This is a genomic window from Paraburkholderia elongata (assembly GCF_013177735.1).
Classification (GTDB): domain Bacteria; phylum Pseudomonadota; class Gammaproteobacteria; order Burkholderiales; family Burkholderiaceae; genus Paraburkholderia; species Paraburkholderia elongata.
Genome location: NZ_WOEZ01000146.1, coordinates 25,033 through 40,441 on the forward strand (window position 1 = coordinate 25,033; position 15,409 = coordinate 40,441).

18 protein-coding genes are annotated in these 15,409 nt (G+C 60.9%); 11 read left to right on the top strand and 7 right to left on the bottom strand.

What is annotated here, in order from left to right:
- Positions 1-56 precede the first annotated feature (56 nt).
- Positions 57-983 carry a LysR family transcriptional regulator gene (locus GNZ13_RS26455; RefSeq protein WP_172170011.1) on the bottom strand — a complete coding sequence of 309 codons (927 nt, stop codon included), beginning with the start codon at positions 981-983 and terminating at the stop codon, positions 57-59.
- Between the two features lie 179 nt (positions 984-1,162).
- Here GNZ13_RS26455 and GNZ13_RS26460 point away from each other — a divergent pair, with 179 nt between their 5' ends.
- From GNZ13_RS26460 to argE, 4 genes are read left to right on the top strand one after another with little or no spacing between them, the layout of a single operon-like run.
- Positions 1,163-2,479, top strand: coding sequence for a flavin-containing monooxygenase (locus tag GNZ13_RS26460; protein ID WP_172170014.1), 1,317 nt, complete (start codon positions 1,163-1,165; stop codon positions 2,477-2,479).
- A gap of 9 nt (positions 2,480-2,488) precedes the next feature.
- Positions 2,489-2,926 carry a RidA family protein gene (locus GNZ13_RS26465; RefSeq protein ID WP_172170017.1) on the top strand — a complete coding sequence of 146 codons (438 nt, stop codon included), beginning with the start codon at positions 2,489-2,491 and terminating at the stop codon, positions 2,924-2,926.
- A gap of 34 nt (positions 2,927-2,960) precedes the next feature.
- Positions 2,961-3,638, top strand: a complete 678-nt coding sequence (locus GNZ13_RS26470; protein ID WP_172170020.1) for a DUF1028 domain-containing protein — start codon at positions 2,961-2,963, stop codon at positions 3,636-3,638.
- Positions 3,631-4,794 (top strand): acetylornithine deacetylase, encoded by a 1,164-nt coding sequence (gene argE, locus GNZ13_RS26475; RefSeq protein WP_172170023.1) that lies wholly within the window; start codon positions 3,631-3,633, stop codon positions 4,792-4,794. Before GNZ13_RS26470 ends, argE begins: the two co-directional genes overlap by 8 nt.
- Before the next feature lie 112 nt (positions 4,795-4,906).
- Here the strand turns inward: argE and GNZ13_RS26480 are convergent, their stop codons facing one another.
- The 3 genes from GNZ13_RS26480 to GNZ13_RS26490 form a co-directional block, all read right to left on the bottom strand.
- Positions 4,907-5,167, bottom strand: coding sequence for a hypothetical protein (locus tag GNZ13_RS26480; protein WP_121107400.1), 261 nt, complete (start codon positions 5,165-5,167; stop codon positions 4,907-4,909).
- Entirely contained in the window at positions 5,160-5,909 is a 750-nt protein-coding gene (locus GNZ13_RS26485) for a DNA/RNA non-specific endonuclease (RefSeq protein WP_172170026.1), read from the bottom strand. Before GNZ13_RS26485 ends, GNZ13_RS26480 begins: the two co-directional genes overlap by 8 nt.
- A gap of 368 nt (positions 5,910-6,277) precedes the next feature.
- Positions 6,278-6,640, bottom strand: coding sequence for a DUF3564 domain-containing protein (locus GNZ13_RS26490; RefSeq protein ID WP_172170029.1), 363 nt, complete (start codon positions 6,638-6,640; stop codon positions 6,278-6,280).
- Positions 6,641-6,801: 161 nt separating this feature from the next.
- Between GNZ13_RS26490 and GNZ13_RS26495 the strand changes: the two genes are divergently transcribed.
- Entirely contained in the window at positions 6,802-7,476 is a 675-nt protein-coding gene (locus GNZ13_RS26495) for a DUF4410 domain-containing protein (RefSeq protein ID WP_172170032.1), read from the top strand.
- A 42-nt stretch (positions 7,477-7,518) separates the two neighbouring features.
- On the opposite strand, the gene GNZ13_RS26500 is transcribed toward GNZ13_RS26495, so the two are convergent.
- Positions 7,519-9,204 (bottom strand): acid phosphatase, encoded by a 1,686-nt coding sequence (locus GNZ13_RS26500; RefSeq protein WP_172170035.1) that lies wholly within the window; start codon positions 9,202-9,204, stop codon positions 7,519-7,521.
- Positions 9,205-9,329: 125 nt separating this feature from the next.
- Positions 9,330-9,617: a hypothetical protein gene (locus tag GNZ13_RS26505; RefSeq protein ID WP_172170038.1), complete on the bottom strand. Its 288-nt coding sequence runs from the start codon at positions 9,615-9,617 to the stop codon at positions 9,330-9,332.
- Between the two features lie 178 nt (positions 9,618-9,795).
- On the opposite strand from GNZ13_RS26505, the gene GNZ13_RS26510 reads away from it, so the two are divergent.
- On the top strand, positions 9,796-10,767 hold the full coding sequence (locus GNZ13_RS26510) for an IclR family transcriptional regulator (RefSeq protein WP_172170041.1): 972 nt from the start codon (positions 9,796-9,798) through the stop codon (positions 10,765-10,767).
- Between the two features lie 2 nt (positions 10,768-10,769).
- Here the strand turns inward: GNZ13_RS26510 and GNZ13_RS26515 are convergent, their stop codons facing one another.
- Complete coding sequence (locus GNZ13_RS26515; protein ID WP_172170044.1) at positions 10,770-11,846, bottom strand: porin; 1,077 nt, start codon at positions 11,844-11,846, stop codon at positions 10,770-10,772.
- Positions 11,847-12,286: 440 nt separating this feature from the next.
- On the opposite strand from GNZ13_RS26515, the gene GNZ13_RS26520 reads away from it, so the two are divergent.
- From GNZ13_RS26520 to GNZ13_RS26540, 5 genes are read left to right on the top strand one after another with little or no spacing between them, the layout of a single operon-like run.
- Positions 12,287-12,601 (top strand): non-heme iron oxygenase ferredoxin subunit, encoded by a 315-nt coding sequence (locus GNZ13_RS26520; RefSeq protein ID WP_020068683.1) that lies wholly within the window; start codon positions 12,287-12,289, stop codon positions 12,599-12,601.
- 1 nt (position 12,602) lies between these two features.
- Complete coding sequence (locus tag GNZ13_RS26525; protein ID WP_172170047.1) at positions 12,603-12,914, top strand: recombinase-like helix-turn-helix domain-containing protein; 312 nt, start codon at positions 12,603-12,605, stop codon at positions 12,912-12,914.
- A 49-nt stretch (positions 12,915-12,963) separates the two neighbouring features.
- Positions 12,964-14,061, top strand: a complete 1,098-nt coding sequence (locus GNZ13_RS26530) for an aromatic ring-hydroxylating dioxygenase subunit alpha (protein ID WP_172170050.1) — start codon at positions 12,964-12,966, stop codon at positions 14,059-14,061.
- Positions 14,054-14,830 (top strand): SDR family oxidoreductase, encoded by a 777-nt coding sequence (locus GNZ13_RS26535; protein WP_172170053.1) that lies wholly within the window; start codon positions 14,054-14,056, stop codon positions 14,828-14,830. Before GNZ13_RS26530 ends, GNZ13_RS26535 begins: the two co-directional genes overlap by 8 nt.
- A 26-nt stretch (positions 14,831-14,856) precedes the next feature.
- Entirely contained in the window at positions 14,857-15,384 is a 528-nt protein-coding gene (locus GNZ13_RS26540) for a cupin domain-containing protein (RefSeq protein ID WP_172170056.1), read from the top strand.
- The last annotated feature ends 25 nt before the right edge of the window (positions 15,385-15,409 follow it).

Below are 15,409 nucleotides of genomic sequence, written 5' to 3' on the forward strand. Positions count from 1 at the left end.
GAAGTGTCGAAGTAAGGAGCCCGTCGACAGACGTCGTCGGGCTCCAGCGCAAAAGGTCAGCGCTTCGCGTGCTGCTTTTTTATCTGCGCTTCACAGAAAGCCGTGAAATGCCGCACAACCTGTCTCGGCTTCATGTTGCGCGACTGTGCAATGCCCAACGTGACTGCTGTCACGTCGTCCTTGAACCGCTTGACGACGAAATCCTCACCGTCCACGGTATGGGTCGATTTGAGCGGAAAGTTCAGGATGCTGTATCCCAGACCGTTCGCCACCATACCGCGTACCACCTCGGGTTGTGCGGACTTGAACGTCGGGACCGGACGCTCGCCCACCGCGTCGAACAGCGCCGCAAAATATTCGCGGCTATGGGGCAGGTCGAGCATCACGTAGGGCTCCCCCACGAGATTCGCGAGCGCGATCGAGCGATGCTGGGCCAGATGGTGGGTTTTCGGCAAGATGGCGTACGGCGGCAGCGTCAGCATCGGCAGGAATTCAATGTCGTCGGTCAGATCAATGCTGTAGGTCAGCGCGAGGTCAAGCGATCCGTCGTGCAGGCCCGTGAACAAATCTTCCTGATGCGCCTCCAGCGTCTGGAATACGACGCCGGCATGTTGAGCGACAAAGCGGCTGATGAGGCCCGGCAGCAACGGCGGGGCAAGCGAGACCAGGCAGCCGAGCGCGATGCCGCCCGATATGCCGGTGTCCATCCCGCGTGCAGCAACCTGCAGTTCCTCCGCATTCTTTAGCAGGTCACGCGTCTTGCCGAGCATCTCGCGCCCGGCCTGGGTCAGGGAAAGTCCGGAGGCGTGGTGACGGATGAACAGTTGCACACCAAAAGACTCCTCCAACTCAGCAATCGCGGTAGAAATCGAGGGCTGCGAGATGTGCAGGACTTTTGATGCGCCGGTAAATGACAGCGCTTCTGCCGTCACGACAAAGTATCGCAGCTGGCGCAGCGAATACCGAAGCAGTGGGCTTTCCATTGAACTGTTCCCATGAGAAAAATCATTCTGGAGGCGCCTGGCACGGCGCTCGGTCTCATGCTGATTATCTCGCTGTTTGCATAGTTAAAACAGATGCCTTGCATTTTTTAAATATGTTTCTCGGATGGTGTGTTTCCGCGTAGATTTCCTTCATCAGTGGATCTTGGAAGGAGATAGCCGTGACAGTTGAAAGAACGTCAATAGATACGCTTGTGGTTGGCGCCGGTCAGGCCGGCATCGCCATGAGTGAACATCTGAGCAAACTCGGGGTGCCCCACCTCGTCCTGGAGCGCGATCGTATCGCTGAACGCTGGCGCACGGGACGGTGGGATTCTCTGGTGGCCAATGGCCCGGCCTGGCACGATCGTTTCCCGGGAATGGAGTTCGACGATCTCGACCCCGACGCCTTTGCCTCGAAAGATCGGGTTGCGGACTATTTTGAAGCTTATGCCAGGAAGTTCAACGCACCCATTCGTACTGGTGTGGAAGTGACGAAGGTTGTACGCAATGCTGGCCGGCCGGGTTTCACAGTTGAAACCACAGAGGGCGTGATCGAGGCCAACCGCGTGGTTGTCACAACCGGACCTTTTCAGCGCCCGGTTATTCCGCCGATCGCTCCCAAAGCCGGGGAGCTCACACAGATCCACTCCGCCGAATATCGTAATCCAGAGCAATTGCCCGAGGGCGCTGTTCTGGTGGTCGGCGCCGGTTCGTCGGGGGTGCAGATCGCGGATGAGCTGCAGCGCGCAGGCAAGAAGGTTTACCTCTCGGTTGGACCGCACGATCGTCCTCCACGCGCCTATCGCAGCCGTGACTTTTGCTGGTGGCTGGGTGTTCTCGGCGAATGGGATGCGGAGGTCATGAGGCCGGGCAGGGAGCATGTCACCATTGCAGTAAGCGGTGCGCGTGGCGGCCATACGGTTGACTTCCGGCGTCTTGCCAATCAGGGGATGACGCTCGTTGGTTTAACGAAATCATTCAATGACGGTGTAGTGACCTTCGAACCGGATCTGGCAGACAACCTTGCTCGCGGCGATGAAAACTATCTGTCGCTGCTGAATGCAGCTGACGCCTATATTGCCCGCAATGGTCTCGACCTTCCGGAAGAACCTGAAGCCCGCCATATGCTCCCGGATCCGGAATGCGTGACCCATCCCATTCCTGAACTCGATCTGGTCGAGGCCGGCGTGACCTCGATCGTTTGGGCAACTGGCTATGCAGTCGATTACAGCTGGCTGCATGTCAATGCCTTCGACGCAAACGGTAAGCCGAAGCATCAGCGCGGCGTTTCGAGCGAGCCTGGCGTCTATTTCCTGGGTCTGCCGTGGCTGTCGCGTCGTGGCTCCGCTTTCATCTGGGGCGTCTGGCACGATGCCAGGCATATTGCCGACCATATCCTCACGCAGCGCAAATATCTCTCCTACCGTGATGCCTCGGAACGCCAGGCAGAAGACGGCCGCGAAATCTACGAGGCGAATTTTCTTTCTCAGTATTGAGGTGCATTGATGAGCCAACCTACGCACACCCGCATCCGCATGTTCAACACCAAGGACACCTACCCGAACCAGACGCTGGATAACGATCTCTGTCAGGCCGTGCGCGCCGGCAACACCGTCTATGTGCGCGGTCAGGTGGGCACCGATTTCGAAGGTCGCCTGGTCGGGCTCGGCGACCCGCGCGCCCAGGCCGAGCAGGCGATGAAGAACGTCAAGCAGCTGCTGGAAGAGGCGGGCAGCGATATGTCCCACATCGTCAAGACCACAACCTACCTGACCGACCCGCGCTATCGCGAGCCGGTGTACCAGGAAGTCGGCAAGTGGCTTAAAGGCGTGTTCCCCATTTCCACCGGCCTGGTTGTGGTCGCCTTGGGCCAGCCGCAGTGGCTGATGGAGATCGATGTGATCGCGGTGATCCCGGATGGCTGGAAGCCGAACAAGGCCTAGAACCAAGCTTAGAACCAGGCCTAAGGAGTAGGACATGACATTTTCTATCATCGGACGGTGCTCGGAAACCGGGCAACTTGGGATCGCCATCAGCTCTTCCAGTATCGCGGTGGGGGCGCGATGCCCCTGGGTACGTGCAGGGGTGGGTGCGGTGGCGACGCAGAACGTCACCCTGCCGGCTCTCGGCCCGCAGATCCTCGACCTCCTCGAAAACCAGCAGATCGAGCCTGCGGCGGCCCTGGACCGGGCGCTCAGCGCCAACGGTTGGAGCCAGTATCGACAGGTGACGGTGATCGATGGCCAGGGCCGTACTGCGCTCTTCAGCGGTAAAGAAGCACTGGGTGTGCACAACGCTGTGGCTGGTGAGCAGTGCGTAGCGGCTGGCAACTTATTGGCTGGCGTCCAGGTCATCGAGGCTATGGTTCAGGCGTTCGAGAAGGCGCCCGGGATGCTCGCGGACCGCTTGCTGGTGGCCATGCATGCCGCGATGGCGGCTGGTGGTGAAGCGGGGCCCGTCCACTCGGCGGCGCTCAAGGTTGTGGGTGACGTGACCTGGCCGATCGTCGATCTGCGGGTCGACTGGGCGGATGAAGATCCAATCGGCCAGCTGGACGCTCTCTGGCAAGCCTATCGGCTGCAGATGCGGGACTATCTGGCTCGGGCGTTGAATCCGACCGCCGCGCCGAGCTACGGGGTGCCGGGCAATGAGTGAAATGTCCAGCCGTGAGCTGCTCGAACGACTGATCGGTTTCGCCACGGTCAGTCGGGACTCCAACCTGGAACTGATCGCTTTCATCCGGCATTACCTGGCGGAACTCGGCGTGGAGAGCGAGCTTTTCTACAACCCGGAGCGGACCAAGGCCAACCTGTTCGCCACCATCGGTCCTCGTGACCGAGGTGGCGTGGTGCTTTCCGGCCATACCGATGTGGTGCCGGTGGATGGGCAGGCCTGGACAGTGGAGCCTTTCCGTCTCACCGAGGGAGACGGGCGCTTATATGGTCGCGGCACGGCCGACATGAAGGGCTTCATCGCCTCGGTGTTGGCGGCGGTGCCGGTCTTTCTCAAGCGGTCGCTCAAGCTACCGGTACACCTGGCCTTCTCCTATGACGAGGAAGTGGGATGCCTGGGTGTGCGGCCGATGTTGGCGGAATTGGAAAAGCGTCCGCACAAGCCGCGGCTGTGCCTGATCGGCGAACCGACTGAGTTGAAACCGGTGCTGGGTCACAAAGGCAAGCTGGCCATGCGCTGCCATGTGAAGGGAGCCGCGTGCCACTCGGCCTACGCGCCCTATGGCGTCAACGCTATCCAATATGCTGCGCGACTGATCGGCAGGTTGGAGGAGATCGGTTCGGAGTTGGCACGGCCTGAACATCACGATCAGCGCTTTGATCCGCCGTTCTCGACAGTGCAGACCGGTTTAATAAAAGGGGGGCGTGCGCTGAACATCGTGCCGGCTGAATGCGAATTCGATTTCGAGGTACGCGCGCTGCCAGGCTTCCATGCCCACGAAGTGGCGGATGAGCTGCAGACCTATGCCGAGGCCGAGCTGCTGCCGAAGATGCGTTCGGTGCAGCCCGATACTGACATTCGCTTGCAGCCGCTCTCCGCCTACCCGGGATTGGCAACTTCGCCCGATGGCGAAGCGGCACGCCTGTTGGCACTGCTGAGCGGTTCCACCGAGTTCGGTACGGTGGCCTTCGGCACAGAGGGTGGGCTGTTCGATCAGGCAGGTATTCCCACCGTAGTCTGCGGGCCGGGAAGCATGGACCAAGGGCACAAGCTGGACGAATTTATTACCCTTGAGCAGCTGACCAGTTGCGATGCAATGTTGGCTCGCCTGGCCGAATACCTCTGGAGCCCTGTCTGAATTAATCTCTGCGCTGGAGCCGTATCAATGGGGTCAGCTGATCCACCATGCCGGTGCGATCTTCCTCGGACGCTACACCGGCAAGAGGCTAGCGTTGTGATCCGTGAACGCGCTATTGAAACGGATTCTGCACGACTCCCGGTTTCGCATCCGGCTCGTCCTTCACCTTCGCCGGCAAATTGGTCTGTGCCTGCAGCGCAGCCACCACCGCATCGATCGCTTCCTTCAGTGCGAGCGCCGCCTTCAGCCCGCGCTGGTCTTGAGTCAGCTCCAGCGTTCCGTTCAGCACCACGCGCGTGGTGCCGTTGCTGACGGTGAGTGCGTCGCCCTGGATGTTGAGCACGTCGTCATCGTTCGAATAGGGTTTAAACACCTTTCAGTCCTCCCGGTCGCTGATCTTTGAGGTTTTCCGGAATACCCGGAAAACGGATGCCCGAGGCCGCCTCGAGTTCATGAATCGTCCTGATGTCGTAACGGTTGGTCGAGACGTTGTCTACCATCACCGCGAACGCCATTTGCCGGGACGGCACGTAGACCACCTTGAATAATTGCGTCGGCACGAAGACGCGCGTCGGTCCGATGGTCTGCAATTGCTGGCCGCTGAAAATCGGCCCGGTGACCACATAGGTATCGTCGTACGACATCGCGATCTTACGCACCGACGTTTCGATACGCGCCCACAAGCGCTGATTGTTCTCGCGGTTCTGCGGCACTATGTTGGCCAGCGAAAACGATTGTGCCATCGCTTCCTGATTCCAGCGATTGCCCGCCGGGCTCATATGCCCGCGATCGAAGCCACTGCGCTTATAGTCCGCGAGCGTTGCGCCTTCACCGTCGGGCAAACGCGCGTCTTCGAAGAATTTGTTGGTGCGCACCATGTCTTTGGCGGCATCGATATGGTCGCGCGTCAGATGTTCGGCGGACCACAGCGGACCATGCGTGATACCCGAATGCAGCACCGCGAAATCGCTATAGCAAAGCATGCGCGTTTTCGGTGCCATCTTCTGATTGGTCAGAATAGGCCACTGCGCATTCGGGGTGAACTGGATGCAGGAAGGCGCCGCGCTCGCGTGAGCGGCAACGGCGAATAACAGACAGGCAAACCACTTCTTCATGTGTCAGTCGGTCGGGAGATGGGGGCGCAAGTATAGCGTCGGGAGCCCGTATCGAGCGACGTGGAACGCAGAAGAACATGGGGGGAAGAAAGCGGCGTTTGCGCGGCGCCCGCGGCGATGAAAATACTGCGTGCGGAAGAAGCGGAAGAAGCGCAGCAAAAAACACCACACCAAAAAAACGGGCCGCTTTGCAGCGACCCTAATGCGTGGAGTTCAAACTCTACGCACGCAAACTTAAGACGGACTTAAGCGCGCGCTACGCAGAGTGTGGAGTGTGTTGAAGGTCGAACTCGCGCACGAACCCACCCGCGCACAGGCGGCGCAGTTTGCGTGAGTAAAAATTTCGACCGGCGAAAAAGCGCTCGAACTTAATTACCGAATACGCTGTGCTCGGCATGCACGTTCTGGCGGTCGACGGCTTGCAGGCGCCAGAAGCCGCTGGCCTGTGCGTGCGTGGGCAAAGCTGTCCACGCTGCGGCGCCTTGCGCCGCGCTCACGCGCTGCTTGCGATCAACGTGCAATCCGCGCAGCGTGCACAGCGGCGCATCCGCGCTCGGCGCACAGAGCGTGGTCACGCCATTGTCGTCGTCGTGTAACTCGCCCCACGGGGGCAGATCGATCCCTTGATGCGCTTCTCTCGACCACCGGTGTTCATCGGTGTCGAGCCATAACACAGCGTAATCGTGGCTGACGGTGGGATCGGAACCGTTGATGAGGATGGTCAGGCGCATAGCAGTTCCGTACAAATTGCGAAGTATGGCTCTAACAGTCTATGCCGCAACGTGTGTTATGCAAGGCAAAAAGGTATGACGATCGGGCACGAAAAAAACTTACGCGCCGCGCATAGGGCTGTACGATAGCCGCGTCTAAAAGACATTCGCGGAGGCGCGCCATGCTGCGTCGATTTCTGCAACTCACGATGGTGGCGGGATGCCTGAGCGCGGTATCGACACTCAGTACCGCGGCGGACAGCGCCCCCTTCGCCGCGCCGGCGCCGATCGTCTATGTGTCCGACTTCGAACTCGACGTGGCCAACGTGAAACCTGACAGCGGACCGGGGCAACGTCTGCGCGGCCTGCGCGGTCTGCTGCCGAGCGGCCCGGGACCGTTGGGCAAGAACAAGAATCCGGAGGACCACGCCAAGGACATCGTGGACGAGATGGCGGACGCGCTGACTGCGGATCTGAAAAAAGGCGGCGTCGACGCGCGCCGCATTTCGCCCGGTCAGCCGCTACCCGCAGCGGGTTGGCAAGTGCGCGGCGTGTTCCTGAGTGTCGACGACGGCAATCGTCTAAGACGTGCGATGGTCGGTTTTGGTGCAGGCCAGAACGATATTCAAGTAGCGGTGTCGTGCGACAGCCTGGCAACGGCTGATTTGCCACCGCTCTATCAGGCCGTCGAAGAGGCCGACAGCAAGGGGAAGCCCGGCGCGGTGATCAAACTCAATCCGTATGTGATCGCCGCGAAGTTCGTGATGGCGGGCAGCGACGAGAAAAAGACGATCAAGAAGACCGCGCAAGAGATCTCGGATTCGGTGATTACGAAGCTGCACGGGGTGGCGCAGTGATTGACGCACTGCGGCCCACCCCCCTCGCAGTAGGCAAGCGGTTCAGGCCAGATCCAGCGTACCGGTCAAATCCCCAAGCGGCGCCAAGCCATTCTGCGCAAAAGCCCGATCTCGTGCGACAACCCCGTCGAGCGGCGCCAGCCCATGCACGCGGCTAATCAGGCGAAGAATCGAATTGGTGTCGTACACCGTATGATCGACATACCCTTTCTTCGCCAACGGCGAAATCACCAACGCGGGAACGCGCGACCCTGGCCCCCAGCGGTCGCCCTTCGGTGGTGAGACCGGATCCCACCAGCCGCCGTTCTCATCGACCGTGACGACCATCACAGTATTGGCCCACTGCGGGCCGCGCTGAATACGCTCGATCACGTTCGCAATGTGACTATCCCCCGATGCGACGTCCGCATACCCCGCGTGCATGTTCAGGTCGCCCTGCGGTTTGTAGAACGTGACCGCTGGCAAACGCCCCGCATCGATATCGGCGATCAGACGATTGGTGGAGGCGTCGTTGCCAAGGCCCGCATCGCGCAGATACTTGCGCCGCGCGGCAGTGCCCGGCGCGTAGTTGGCGAAGTAGTTGAACGGCTGATGGTGGTACTGGAAGTCAGGCACCGCGCCCGTGTCCTGATGCTCCAGCGCGTACTGCCACGCACCGCTGTACCACGCCCAGTCGACGCCCTTGTCCGTCAGACGGTCGCCGATCGTCGCGAAATTTTGCGGCGGCATCACGCGCGGATTCGACGGGTCGGCGAACGCAGGATTGCCGCCTTCGGCCGGACGCACATTGCTCGGCTGGTAGGGCGGCGCCATCGTGTTGACGGCGTAGCCGTCGGGGGTAAATGCGCCGTCGTTGACGAATTTCGGCGGACCGTCGAGCGCGGATGGCGGCGAGTTGGGCGCCTGTTTCAGCCGCGTGCCGGTTGGATCGTCGCCGTCGACGACCGAGATCATCTTCTTCGCCGGACTGTTTTGGATGTCGGGATAGAACGGCGCCTGCGCCGCGATCAGAAAAATGTGGTTCAGCCACGAACCGCCGAAGGCCGCCATGAAGAAGTTGTCGCACAGTGTGTATTGCTGCGCGAGATTCCACAGACGCAGCGTGTCGGCGGAATTCCGGTAGTGCCCCATCACCAGGCCGCCGGAGTCGCCCCACGCGGCGAACTGATTGTTGCGCCCGGCGTTGATCTGCATCTGGTTCTGATAGAAGCGATGCACCAGATCGCGCGTGATCACGCCGGTCGGCAACGGCGCGCCTTGCGCGTCGGTGATATGGAACGGGCCGTTGCGCAGGTTGCCGATATCCTTCTGGCCGATCATGTAGCGCTTGCCGTCCACCTCCTGCGCTTGCGGCACGAGGCCGCCCCAGATTGCCGGCAGGCGCGGCAGCGGCGTCTTGCCGTCGCGGTCGAGTTGCAGAAAACGCTCCGCGCTCACCGCATCGAGCGGATGCTGGACGCCGGGAAAGTTGCCGTACAGGTTTGCGAAACTGCGGTTCTCGGCGTAGATCACCACGATCTGCTTGACCTGGTCGCGTAGCGCGGCGTCGAGCCGCAGGTCTGCGGCACTGCGCGGCGCCGTGCCGCTCGCGGTACTTTGCTCGGTCTTGCAGCCGGTCAGCGCGAGTCCGATGCCGACCGCCGCGAGCCCGGTCAGGACACGGCGGCGCTCGGGATCGTCGGGGGCGTCGTCGGGGTTCGGCGGCAGGGTGGAGTCGTTGTCTGTCATCGGTAGGTCTCGAAGTTAGCGTGACGGGCGCATAACAGCCAAATAAAGCCAGATAGCTGTCGCACGGGGCAGCGTGCGCGCGGCACCGGGTTCAGAGTCGAGGTAGCCGGAAGGCTCCGGTACAGCTAAGGTAATCGTCGCTTCACGCGCCAACTGTTGTGCGTCGAGTCGACGGCGAACAGAAGCCAATGTCTGGCGTCGACGGGATGACGCCTCTGCGTAGCGTAACCGTCAACGGTCAATTCGAGTTCGTCGAAAGTCCGCCGATGGCAGGTGGCATGCGCGCCGGAGCCGTCCGCGAATTCGACGATGGCCGCGGCTGCGCGGGCCGGTTCGGGCAGGTGCGCGATATGCACTGCGCAGCCCGGATAAAGATGTGAGTCGGCAACCTGGATCTGTACGGAATCGGACATGAGCGTGGCCTCCGGACGCCTGGCGGTAGCCAAAGCGCGGCTGTGAGACCTTGCGCGATGGACCGCATCAAAGGATAGCACCGCGCGAAACGATGTAAATGACCGCCGCGTGCTTCGCGCTATCATGTTGATCTGTACCCGATGAACAGCAGAGACAACGGCAAAGACGGCAGCCAAGATGGCAAAAGAAGAGCAGACAGGAGCGGGACGCAAGCAAGCGAGGCCACGCGGCGCGACGGTCCCGGCTTCGCAGGACGATACGGCGTTGTCCCAGGCGGATGGCGCCGATTCCCCCGATTCCACCGATGAAGAGAGCACCGGCGGAGCGACTTATCTTGTGCCGGGGCTCGAGCGCGGCCTGCGCATCCTCGCCGAATTCAGCGCACGCGAGCCGATTCTGGGCGCGCCCGAATTGTCGAAGCGTATCGGCATTCCGCGCACCACCACATTTCGTCTACTGCAAACGCTCGAAGCTTTAGGCTTTCTCGAGCGCGTGAACGGCGACCGCTATTTCCGCCTGAGCGTCGCGGTGCTGCGGCTCGGTTTCGAATACTTGAGCTCGCTCGAACTCACCGACGTCGGCACGCCGATTCTCGAACGTTTGCGCGACGCGACCGGCTTCAGCACGCATCTGCTGATCCGCGACCAGCGCGACGTGGTGTTCGTCGCCAAAGCGCAAACCCATGAGCCGATGTTCAGTTCGGTGAAGGTGCATGTTGGGACGCGTCTGCCCGCGCATGCCACTGTGCATGGCCAGGTGCTGATGGGCGATTTGAGCTTCGAAGAATTGCGTCAGTTGTATCCCGAACCGCAACTTGAACGTTTCACCGAACGCACGCCGGCAACCGTCGAAGAGCTGTATGGAAGAGTGCGCGAAAGCGCGGCGCTCGGCTACGCGTTGAGCGAAGCATCTTTTGAACGAGGGATCTCGGTCGTGAGCGCGCCGGTGCGCGATCAAAGCGGCAAGATCGCGGCCGCGTTGACCGTCACTATTCCGCGTTCCGATATCGGCGAAGCGGAAGAACGCGAGCCGCTCATCATCGCGGTTTGCCAAGCGGCGCTCGAATTGTCCGAACGTCTCAGCTATCGTCCGCGGCCGGATGATCCGACCGCGGCTCAAGCGCGTCGCAGACCGGTTACGGCGAACTGATATCAGAACGAGTGGTGGATACCCGTCAGGAAAATCGTCTGGTTCCGGCCGCTCGACACACCCGCCGTAAAGAACGCGGCGTCCGTATTCGAGCCCGCGCGCTCATACAGCGCATTCACATACAACTGCGTCGACTTCGACAGCGCGTAGATATCGCCGATCTCGAACTGCGTCCAGCGATGGCCGGCCATCGTCGTGGTCGCGGCACCGCCGGCAACGCTGTTGAACGGCGTGAACTGATAATTTGCGCCCAAGTCGTAGCTCTGATACGTGTCCGAATGGCCGGACGATTCCAGCTTCACACGCGTGTACAAACCATGCACCAGCAGCTTGCCGAACTGGTATGACGCGCCCGCGCCCATGTTCTGGACCTTGCTCGCGGTGTAGTTCGCCGCTGCGACGCCCTGGAATTTGGTGATGCCCGTCGTCACGATCGACGGCGTACGGTCGTGCTCGTTCGCATAGGTCGCGCCGGCCTTGAACGGACCGTTCGCATAGCTAAGCGCAAAGCTCAGTGTCTTGCCGGTCGAGAAGTTGGTCGTGTTGCCGAGACCCATCATCGCGCCGACCGAGAAACCGCCGAAACTCGCCGAGCGGAACTTCACCGAGTTGTCGAACGGCACCACGCCGGTGTCGGCGAGTTCGTCGATGTTGCCAGGGTGAAACGCGTACCAGCTCGCGGCCAGAAAAGCCGTGCTAAACGGGTCCAGCACGTCGAAGCTGAACGGCGTCTGATGGCCGAGCGTCACTGTGCCGATCTGGTCCGAACTTAAACCCACGAACGCCTGACGATTGAACAGGGTGCCAGCTTTGGCGAATGCCCCCGTGTTCGTATAGAAGCCGTTTTCCAACTGGAAAACCGTCTTCAGACCACCACCCAAATCCTCGACGCCCTTCAGGCCCCAGCGATCCGGCTGCATGTTGCCTTGCTCTTCGATCCACTTCGAATGGCCACCTGCATTGCTGATATACGCGATACCGGCATCCAGGCTGCCGTATAGCGTCACACTGCTTTGCGCCCATGCGCCAGTCGTTGCGCAGATTGCCGTCAAGCCGGCCGCCGCAATGATGTGCTTCACCGTTGGTTCTCCTGATCACACGACGGATAGCTCGCGCCGATTTCGTCGTCCCTGATCCTTGCTTTGGGTTGAATGCAGTTTCGGGTTTATGCGCCAAAACTGTTCCGCTTTATGTTCCACCTATGGGCATTTGTATCGCCTATGGAAAAGTATAGTGAGTCTGAGCGTGGTCAAAATAAATTTTCGGACCCCGTACAAACCCGCATAAGGGCTTTGGTATTTGTCTGAAAATTATTGGCAAATCCAAGCCCAGAAAGGCTCTTGAGCCAATTCGTCCATTCATGTCAGTTCACGCAAAGCTGTGTTGTGAGTACCACAGTCGGTGTTTTCCCCTACCAGCCCAGATTTTTATTTTCTCTAGTCGAAGCCACTCCTATAATTATCCATACACGAACTGATGTTCCTTGTATGGAACATAAGGCTTCAGGAGAAGGCGAGAAATGACTGAACAATGGCGCTGCGCCGGCCATGCCGGCGACCTGTCCGAAGACGCGCCGCTCGAGTTCAAACTCGACGGCACCGAAATCGGCATCTACAAGGTGGGCGATGCGCTGTACGCGCTGGAAAACGTCTGCCCCCATGCGTACGCGTTGCTGACGCAGGGCTTTGTCGACGGCGACACCGTCGAATGCCCGCTGCACGAAGCCGTGTTCCATATCCCGACCGGCAAATGCTTGAAAGAGCCCGGCGGCCGCGACCTGAAGATGTACTCGGTACGTCTCGCCGGCGAAGAAATCCAGATCAAGGTGGAATGACATGCGAGAGCAAACCGTGAACTTCAATCCCTTCCTGAAGCCGTGGCTCGCGCCGCAGCCGAACAACGTCGCCGGCAAGGGCGTGATCGAAAAGCCGGGCGAGACCGAAAACTTCATCTGGCAAACGCGTAAAGCGGAGCCGACCCAATACGAAAACGACTTCGGCGATGCGCTCGAAAAGGTTTTCGAGGCCGGCGCGAATGAGTTGCAGGAAGTCGTCGACGGGTTGAACCGCTTGGGCTTCCGCACCCCGGAAGGCAACACGTGGGACGCCGACCGTCTCGCCGCCGAATTCCGCCTGCTCGCCGAATAAGCGCGCTTTCCCGAACACGTCTCATCGCTTTCGTATCCGGAGTCTCTTCATGACGTCCCCCAATACAACGACTCAAGGCGCGGCCGACCCGATCCAGTCCTATCTGAACCGTGGCCTGCGCAATTACTGGTACCCCGTTGCACCGAGCTGGCAAGTCGGCGACGCGCCGGTCGGCGTCACGCGCCTCGGCGATCAGATCGTGCTGTGGCGCGACAAGGAAGGCAAAGTCCGCGCGCTCGAAGACCGCTGCCCGCACCGTGGCGCGCGTCTGTCGCTCGGCTGGAACCTCGGCGGCAGCGTGGCGTGCTGGTATCACGGCATTGAAATCGACGGCGGTGGCACGGTCACGAAGGTCCCGGCCGTCTCGAACTGCCCGCTGGAAGGCCAGAAGTGCGTGAAGTCGTATCCGGTCGAAGAGCATGCCGGCGCGATCTTCCTGTGGTTCGGCGACGACGCCCATAAAGAACCCACGCCGCTCGTGCTGCCGGAAGAACTGGTCGGCGAGGAGTACGCGAACTTCCTGTGCATGTCGAACTGGAAGTGCAATTACCAGTACGCAATCGACAACGTGATGGACCCGATGCACGGCGCGTATCTGCACGCGACCTCGCACTCGATGGCAGAAGGCGACAAGCAGGCCGACATGCGCGTGCGCAAGACCGAAACTGGTCTGATGTTCGAAAAGGTCGGCCAGCGCGACGTGAACTTCGACTGGGTCGAGCTCGGTGAAACCGGCACGCTGTGGATGCGCCTCGCGATTCCGTACAAGAAGAAGTTCGGTCCGGGCGGCAGCTTCGGGATCATCGGCTTTGCGGTGCCCATCGACGAAGACAACTGCCAGGTTTACTTCTGGCGTACTCGCAAGGTGTCGGGCTGGCAGCGCGACGCATGGCGCTTCATGTATCGCAACCGTCTGGAAGGTCTGCATTGGGACGTGCTCGAGCAAGACCGCTACGTGCTGGAAAGCATGGCGCCGAATGCGCGCAATCACGAATTCCTCTATCAGCACGACGTCGGCATGACGCGGGTGCGCCGCATGCTGCGTCAACGCGCGCAACAGCATTTTGCTGATCTGGAAGCGCATCACGCTCAAGCCGCTCAGGCCGCCAGCACTCAAACCGAAGCAGCAGGCCACAGCCATGCATAACGAAGCGCCACCGGCATTGTCAGCACTCAAAGACCGGCGTGTCCTCGTGACCGGCGGCGCGCGCGGTCTCGGCGCGGCGTTTGTTCGCTCGCTGGTGCAAGCCGGTGCGCAAGTCGTGTTCGGCGACGTGCTGCATGACGAAGGCCGTGCGCTCGCTGCGTCGCTGGTCGAGCAAGGCCGCGCGGCGACGTATCTGCCGCTCGATCTCGCTGATCCCGCCAGCATCAAGCAATTCGCCGATCAAGCAGCCGCACAACTCGGCGGCCTCGACGCGTTGATCAACAACGCTGCGATCACCAACTCGGGCGGCAAGTTTGCCGACGAGTTGTCGGTCGACACATGGGACGCCGTGATGAACGTCAACGTGCGCGGCACGTGGTTGATGAGTACCGCCGCGCTGCCGTATCTGCGCGACTCGGGTCGCGGCAGCATCGTCAACATCGCTTCGGACACGGCGATGTGGGGCGCGCCGAAGCTGCTCGCCTATGTCGCGAGCAAGGGCGCGGTGATCTCGATGACCCGCTCGCTGGCGCGCGAATTCGGCGCCCACGGCGTGACGGTCAACGCGATCGCGCCGGGCCTCACCGAAGTCGAAGCCACCGCTTACGTACCCGCCGAGCGTCACCAGTATTACCTGCAAGGCCGCGCGCTCACGCGCGCACAAGTGCCCGACGACGTCTCCGGGCCGGTGCTGTTCCTGTTGTCCGATGCCGCGCGCTTCGTGACTGGCCAGTTGCTGCCGGTCAACGGCGGCTTCGTGATGAATTGATCTTGTCGAATCGAAAGGAGAAAGAGATGGCGGACGCCGAAATCGAACGTAAATCGTGGGAACAACCTGCAGACGCGAGCTTTGCGCAATGGCTGGACGGCCGCGTCGCGCGCCTGGAAACGCGTCGTTACGACTGGGACGCGCTGAAGTTCCAGGCCGACTACGACCCGAAATACCGCCGCGCGCAAATGCGCTATGTCGGCACGGGCGGCACGGGCGTCGCGAAGGATATGAACACGGTGCCCGCTGGCAGCTTCACGTTTTCGACGATGGTGATCCCGGCTGGCAACATCGGCCCGAGCCATATTCATATGGATGTCGAAGAAATTTTCTTCGTGCTGCGCGGCAAGATGAAAGTGATCTGCGAGAAAGACGGCGAAACGTGGGAAGCCGTGCTCGGCGAACGCGATCTTATCTCGGTGCCGCCGGGCGTGTATCGCACGGAAGTGAACATCGGCGAAGAAGACGCGTTGATGTGCGTGATGCTCGGCGCAGCCAAGCCGATCACGCCGACGTATCCACCGGATTCGCCGTTGGCCAAACTCAAGCGCTAAGCCCTCAAGTTCGCTTTGAAAACAC